The following is a 6,426-nucleotide window of genomic DNA, read 5'->3' as shown; positions in this document are numbered from 1 at the left end:
GATCCGGTCAAGGCCGCCGCCGCCGTCATCGCTGCGGCGACCGTCGTCGGCGTGGCAGTGTGGGGCGTGGTCCGGCTGTACACCCGCTGATCGCCCCACCGTTTCCGCCGTGTCCAGCGTGCGCGGGCCCGGGGTATGCTCGGTTCTAGGCAGCGGCAACGACGCGCACGCTGTCGGCGCCATCGACTCGAAACCCCCCCGCATCTCGAACGGGTGGCGCCGGACGCGCAATCCCGTGTTTCCCGACTGAGCACCGAGAATCGTCTATGAATGCAGACCCGCAGGCCGCCGCGGCCAAGCCCCTGAAGGGCTGGCGCGTGCTCGTCCCGCGTGGCGGGCCATGGGGGGACTCGGTCGCGGCGACGTTGCGCTCGCAGGGTGCGGTCCCGGTGATCGCGCCGCTGATCAACTTCGCGCCGTCCACCGATCAGGCGACCCTCGAGGCCGCCCTCGACGATCTCGCCGCCGGTGCGTTCGACTGGGTCACCGTGACCAGTGCGACGACGGTCGATGTGCTGTACGCCTATCGGGCGGCGATCCCGGCATCCACGCGGGTCGCCGCGGTGGGCGAGACGACCGCCGCGGCGCTCACGGCCGTCGGCTACCGGGTCGATCTCGTCCCCGACGAGGACAATTCCGCCGCGGGCATGGCTGCCCAGCTGATCGGACTCGAGCCTCAGCCCCGCCGCATCCTGACGCTGCGCAGCGAGATCGCCAAGCCCGTTCTGACGCGCCGGCTCACCGAGGCCGGCCACGACGTTCGCAGCGTGGTCGCGTATCGCACCGTGGGAGTTCCGGTGACCGAGCGCATCGCGCACGACGTGGCGAACGGGCGCATCAACGCGATCCTCGTCACGAGTGGTTCGGTCGCAGAGCAGGTGCGCCTGCAGTTCCCCGACATCCCCGACGCGACGATCATCGCCGCGATCGGACCGCGCACCGCGAAAGACGCCCGCAAAGTGGGCCTCGGCGTCAAGACCGTCGCACGCGAACAGACCGTCGACGGGCTCATCGCGGCCGTGGCGCGCTTTCCGCTGCCGCACGCCTCGGACGAGTTCGCCCTCTGACGGTTCCGCACGTTCCGCCGACCCACCCGTTGCCGGATCGTTGCGGCTCTGTGAGGATTCGCACATCATGACGCTGGCAGACTGAGGACATGGTCACCCTGCTGCTCGATTCGACGCAGCTCGAAGTCGCACTCTCGCCCGTGGAACGCCTGCTGTCGCGCCGCTCGGACAGCGTTCGCATCGACCGCGAGCGCATCGCGAAGGTGCAGCTCACCGACGACGCCTGGACCTGGCTGCGCGGCGTGCCGAGCCCTGGAACGCTCGTCAGCGGCACCATCGCGATGGGCACGTGGCGCTCGGCCGGCGGTGTGGACTTCGTGATCGTGCGCCGTCGGCATCCGGCGGTCGTCATCGACCTCGATACGGATGCCGATTTTCAGCGCATCGTGCTGACCACGCGCCACGGCCGCGAGCTCGCGAGGGCGCTGCGGTTCGAGGCCGAGGACGGGCCGTTGGAGGTCGCCGAGATCGCCGGCATGTCCTGAGCTGCGGCCGTGACCCGAGCTGCGCTGGGGTCGTCATCGGCGAGTTCCACGGTTCTCGGCCCTTCGCTCCGGGTGGGCTCGGATGCGGGCGCGATCGATGCCGCCGCTGATCGCCGTCGACATTCCTTCCGCCGTGCGGTTCAGCCCCGCCCTTCTCGCCGAGTAGGCCGCGCGCGGGCACACGTCGCCGAACTCAACTGACGTCGCGGCGCCAGCTCGTGAGGTAGCCGAGCACAGTGAGAACGACGGCGTAGCCGAGCAGGACGAGCCCACCCGCCCACCAGTCCAGCCCCGAGGCGCTCGTGTCGCCGCCGAGGCTCGTGTAGATGCTCGTGCCGACGAGGGCGTCGGAGGCGGCGCCCGGCAGGTACTCCGTGATGCCGGAGACTCCGTCGACGAACGCGCCGACGGTCCGCAGGATCGGTTCGACGAACTGCGTGAAGGCGAGTACGCCGACCACGGCGGCGACCTGATTGCGCACCAGGGTTCCCACACCGATGCCGATGAGCGCCCACAGCGCGAACGCGATCACCATGCGGCCGATCATCGCCCAGATCTCGGCGGAGTCCAGAGCGGTGTCGACGCCGAACACGGCGAGCATCGCCGCGCCGAGACCGACCGTGGCGACGAGCGCGACGAGCGCGTAGAGCAGCCCCATCAGGATGCCGGCGACGATCTTTCCGCCGAGCGCGACGCCTCGCCGAGGGGTCGCGAGGAACGTCGGCGTCAGCGTCTTGTGCCGGAACTCGTTCGTGACCAGCAGGGTGCCGATCAGCAGTGGAAACACGTAACCGACGGCAGTGGCAAGGCTGTAGATCACGGGGGGAAGCAGTTCGGCGGGCAGCGTCGAACCGTTCGCCGCGTCGGCGGGGATGGCTCCCGACGCCAGCGCCGCGAACGTGGCGGCCAGTCCTCCGGCCGTGCCGCCGACGTAGATCAGCAGGACGAGCGCGAGCACCCACCAGATGGCCGTCGTGAACTGCTTGGTCAGTTCGGAACGGGATGCGTTCGCGAGGCTCATCGCGGCACCTCCTCACCCCGTCGGTCGGCGGTCTCTTGTTCGGGGAGCGCCGTGGGCTCTTCGGGCGGACCTGAGCGAGCAGTCCGTGCTTCGTGAACGGTCTCGCCCGCCACGCGGGTGCCGTTGACGAGCTCGAGGAAGACCTCCTCGAGCGCGGGACCGCGCCGCTGCAGCTGCGACAGCGCGACACCCGCCGCAGCGGCGACCGCGCCGAGGACGGCGGGTTCCGCGCCGGGCACCGCCAGACCCGCGCGCTTGGTGTCGTAGGACATGCCCGCGGCATCCAGCGCCCGCGCCAGCGCGGCACGGTCGGGGGCATCGATGACGGTCGTGTAGTCCTCGGCGACGGTGAGCCCGTCGATGTCGCCCTCGTAGACCAGCCGCCCGCGGGAGATGATCAGCAGCGCGTCGACCGTCTGTTGCACCTCGGCGAGCATGTGCGACGACACCAGCACGGTGCGGCCCTCGCGCGCGAGCTGTCCGAGGAATCCCCGCAACCACTTGATGCCCTCGGGGTCGAGCCCGTTGGCGGGCTCGTCGAGCACGAGCACACCGGGGCCTCCCAGCAGGGTGTAGGCGAGGCTCAGGCGCTGACGCATGCCGAGTGAGAATCCGCCGACCTTGCGACCCGCGGCATCCGCGAGGCCCACGAGCCCCAGCACCTCATCGATCCGTGCCGCCGGAAGGCCCGCCGCCTGCGCATAGACCTTGAGGTGGTTCGCGGCGCTGCGTCCGGGGTGGAAGCTCGAGGCCTCGAGCGCGGCCCCGACCGTCTGCAACGGGTGGCTCAGTTCCGCGTAGCGCTTGCCGCCGATCGTGGCGCGACCGCTGGTCGGTGAGACGAGGCCGAGGAGGATGCGCAGCGACGTCGTCTTGCCGGCGCCGTTGGGTCCGAGAAAACCCGTGACCCGGCCGGGCTCGACGCGCGCGGTGAGGCCGTCGACGGCGGCGATCGGTCCGAACCGCTTGGTGACGCCGGTGAACTCGAGGACCTGTCCGGCGGGTGCGGCTGATACGGCGGGTGCGGCTGGCATGGACGGCCTCCCATCTGTCGGGGCGTTCCCCCCTCCATCCTCTTCCATCCTGTCGGATGCCCGCGCGCCACCGCCGCCCGACGCGCGGCATCCCCCCTCTGTCCCCCCTTCTGTCCCCCCTTCTGTTCGCGAGCCGCTACGTTTCGAGCGGCTCGCGGGTAACGTTGCGAGAGTGAGCGAGACCGCCGAACCCACCGTGCTGGCGCGCGTCGAGCGAGGCGTCGGGCACCTGACGCTCAACCGGCCTCGCGCCATCAATGCGCTCGACCTCGACATGGTCGGCCAGCTCACCACGGCGCTGGACGCGTGGCAGGCGGATGCCGACGTCGAGCTCGTCCTGCTGGACGGCGCGGGGGAGCGGGGCTTGTGCGCCGGCGGCGACGTCCGGGGTCTGCGGGAGCAGCTCCTCGCCGGGCGACCCGATGACGTCGCGCTGTTCTTCCGTTCGGAGTATCACCTGAATGCCCAGATCGCGGAGTACCCGAAGCCGGTCGTCGCGCTCGCCGACGGGATCACGATGGGCGGCGGCATCGGCCTCGCCGGTCACGCCGCCGTACGGATCGTCACCGAACGGTCGCGGCTGGCGATGCCCGAGACCCGCATCGGCTTCACCCCCGACGTCGGCGGGTCGTGGCTGCTCGCCCACGCACCGGGCCGGGTCGGCGAGTACCTCGCGCTCACCGGCGAGACGATGGATGCCGACGACGCCGTCTACGCCGGACTCGCCGACCTGCGGGTTCCGAGTGACCGACTGGGTGAGCTCGACCCCCGTGCGTTGAGCGAGTGTTTCGATACCCGTGCGCCCCGCGCCCCCGCGCGCTCAACGAGCGGCGACGAGCCGGCTCCGTCGCGCCTCGAGGCGGCGCGCGTGTGGATCGACGACGCGTTCGCGGCCGACACCGTCACCGAGATCATCGCGCGACTGCGCGGGAACGGCGACCCCGCGGCATCCGCCACCGCCGACGCCCTCGACCAGGCCGCACCCACGGCCCTCACGGTGACCCTCGCCGCCATCCGTCGCGCGCGCGGACTGCCGGACCTTCGGGCGGCGCTGGCGCAGGAGTACGGACTCGTGATGTGGTTCGCGCAGACACAGCCCGATCTGGTCGAGGGCATCCGCGCGCAGCTCGTCGACAAGACGCGCGACCCGCGGTGGCATCCCGCGACGCTCGCCGGACTGCCGGTCGATCTCGCGGCTGAGGCGCTGGCGTGGCTGCCCCCCGTACCGCTGTGGTCCACCGGATGAGCGGGAACCGACCCGACACCGCGCCGACCTCACCGGCTCCGCCGGCCGCGCCGCCCTCGCCGGAATCCGCCCCGACGCGGAGGCGGCGCTGGTCGATCGGCATTGCGATCGATTGGTTCTTCTTCGTGTTCGCAGGGCTCGCTGCGCTGTGGCTCGCCTACCTCAGCCTCACCGAGACGTTCCACGTCGGCTGGTGGGGCATCCCGTTCTTCATCGTGTTCTGGGGGCTGCTCGCGTACCTCGTGCTGCCGCGCCTGCACCGCATCCTCACCACGATCTACGTCCCCGACTACTTCATCGGTCGCGCACGCACGAGCGACGGGCTGCTCGGCGATCCCGTCAACCTCGCCTTCCTCGGCGGCGGTGACCAGATCGAGCGGGCGCTGCGCACCGGCGGATGGACGAAGGCCGACCCGGTGACGCTGGCCTCGTCGTGGCGCATCGTCACCTCGACGCTGGGCCGCCGCAGCTACCACGAAGCCCCGGTGAGCCCGCTGTTCCTGTTCGGTCGTCAGCAGGATTTCGCCTACCAGCAGGAGGTCGACGGCAATCCGGCGCAGCGTCACCACGTCCGCTTCTGGAGATGCCCCGACGGCTGGTTGCTGCCCGGCGGGCGGCGCGTCGACTGGCTCGCCGCCGGCACCTTCGACACGAGCGTCGGCCTGTCGCTGTTCACGCTGCAGGTGACGCACAAGATCGACGCCGACACCGACGTCGAACGCGACCACATCGTCGCCACCGTGACCGGCGGCGACCCCCGCGTGACGGTTGACGTGATCCGCGACTTCTCGACGGGATATCACGCCCGCAACGGTGGGGGCGACAGCATCCGCACCGATGGGAACCTGCCCGTCGTCGACGTCAGCCGCCTCCCGGCGGAGGCGACCGCATGACCGACGCCGTGCCGCAGAAGCGCCCCGCGTACGAGCCGCCGGGGCGGTTGCTGTCGCCCACGGGGTACGACCCGCAGATGCGCCGTCCCGCGACGATCGTCGCCGGGGTGGTGCTCGTGCTGCTGCGCGTCATCGCCGGCGCGATCCTGCTGCTGGCGGTCGCGGTGGGGTGGGACGAGCTCGTGAAGGATGCCGGGGCCACCCTCGAGGGCTTCGACCCCTCGCCGGAGGGTCGGACGGCGGCGCTGGGGGTCGTCCTCGCCACCGGCGTCGCGGTCCTCGTCGCCGACGTTCTGCTGGCGTTCTTCGTCTTGCTCGGGCGCAATGCCGCACGGGTGATCGTGATGATCTTCTCGACGCTGTCGATCGCCTCGTCGTTCGTCGCGTGGTGGGTGCAGGGTCAGGAGATCACCCTCCAGGGCACGTTCCTGTCGCTGAGCCTCGACATCCTGATCCTGCTCGCGCTGTCCAGCCGGAGCGCCGCCGCCTACGCGCGACGCCGGGAGCGGCGCTGATGTTCGACAGTCCGCTCTCCGCTTCGGCATACGAGGTGCTCGGCGTGGCGCCGGATGCCGCGGACGACGACCTGCGTCGCGCGTACCGGCTGCGATTGCGGCAGACCCACCCCGACACCGGCGGCGACGCCGCTCGGTTCGTGCGGGTGCAGCGCGCATGGGAAC

8 protein-coding genes are annotated in these 6,426 nt (G+C 71.1%); 6 read left to right on the top strand and 2 right to left on the bottom strand.

Annotated elements, in window-relative coordinates; all coding sequences use genetic code 11:
* Nucleotides 1-266 precede the first annotated feature (266 nt).
* Together WBP48_RS05240 and WBP48_RS05235 are read left to right on the top strand one after the other, a co-directional pair.
* Nucleotides 267-1,067 (top strand): uroporphyrinogen-III synthase, encoded by an 801-nt coding sequence (locus WBP48_RS05240; RefSeq protein ID WP_424437117.1) that lies wholly within the window; start codon nucleotides 267-269, stop codon nucleotides 1,065-1,067.
* 89 nt (nucleotides 1,068-1,156) lie between these two features.
* Entirely contained in the window at nucleotides 1,157-1,552 is a 396-nt protein-coding gene (locus tag WBP48_RS05235) for a hypothetical protein (protein WP_424437114.1), read from the top strand.
* Between the two features lie 193 nt (nucleotides 1,553-1,745).
* Here WBP48_RS05235 and WBP48_RS05230 read toward each other — a convergent pair whose 3' ends face one another.
* Nucleotides 1,746-2,573 (bottom strand): ABC transporter permease, encoded by an 828-nt coding sequence (locus WBP48_RS05230; protein ID WP_424437111.1) that lies wholly within the window; start codon nucleotides 2,571-2,573, stop codon nucleotides 1,746-1,748.
* Complete coding sequence (locus WBP48_RS05225; RefSeq protein WP_424437108.1) at nucleotides 2,570-3,607, bottom strand: ATP-binding cassette domain-containing protein; 1,038 nt, start codon at nucleotides 3,605-3,607, stop codon at nucleotides 2,570-2,572. Before WBP48_RS05225 ends, WBP48_RS05230 begins: the two co-directional genes overlap by 4 nt.
* A gap of 172 nt (nucleotides 3,608-3,779) precedes the next feature.
* On the opposite strand from WBP48_RS05225, the gene WBP48_RS05220 reads away from it, so the two are divergent.
* The 4 genes from WBP48_RS05220 to WBP48_RS05205 all read left to right on the top strand — a co-directional run.
* A complete protein-coding gene (locus tag WBP48_RS05220; protein WP_424437105.1) occupies nucleotides 3,780-4,853 on the top strand; it encodes an enoyl-CoA hydratase/isomerase family protein in 1,074 nt (357 codons plus the stop codon).
* Nucleotides 4,850-5,746: an LssY C-terminal domain-containing protein gene (locus WBP48_RS05215; protein WP_424437102.1), complete on the top strand. Its 897-nt coding sequence runs from the start codon at nucleotides 4,850-4,852 to the stop codon at nucleotides 5,744-5,746. Before WBP48_RS05220 ends, WBP48_RS05215 begins: the two co-directional genes overlap by 4 nt.
* Nucleotides 5,743-6,261 (top strand): hypothetical protein, encoded by a 519-nt coding sequence (locus WBP48_RS05210; protein ID WP_424437099.1) that lies wholly within the window; start codon nucleotides 5,743-5,745, stop codon nucleotides 6,259-6,261. Before WBP48_RS05215 ends, WBP48_RS05210 begins: the two co-directional genes overlap by 4 nt.
* The coding region (locus WBP48_RS05205; RefSeq protein ID WP_424437120.1) for a DnaJ domain-containing protein at nucleotides 6,261-6,426 on the top strand (166 nt) is incomplete at its 3' end. The genes WBP48_RS05210 and WBP48_RS05205, both read left to right, overlap by 1 nt.

The sequence above is a fragment of the Microbacterium sp. genome, from assembly GCF_049661145.1.
Classification (GTDB): Bacteria; Actinomycetota; Actinomycetes; order Actinomycetales; family Microbacteriaceae; genus Microbacterium.
This window is presented reverse-complemented; position numbering and strand designations above follow the sequence as displayed.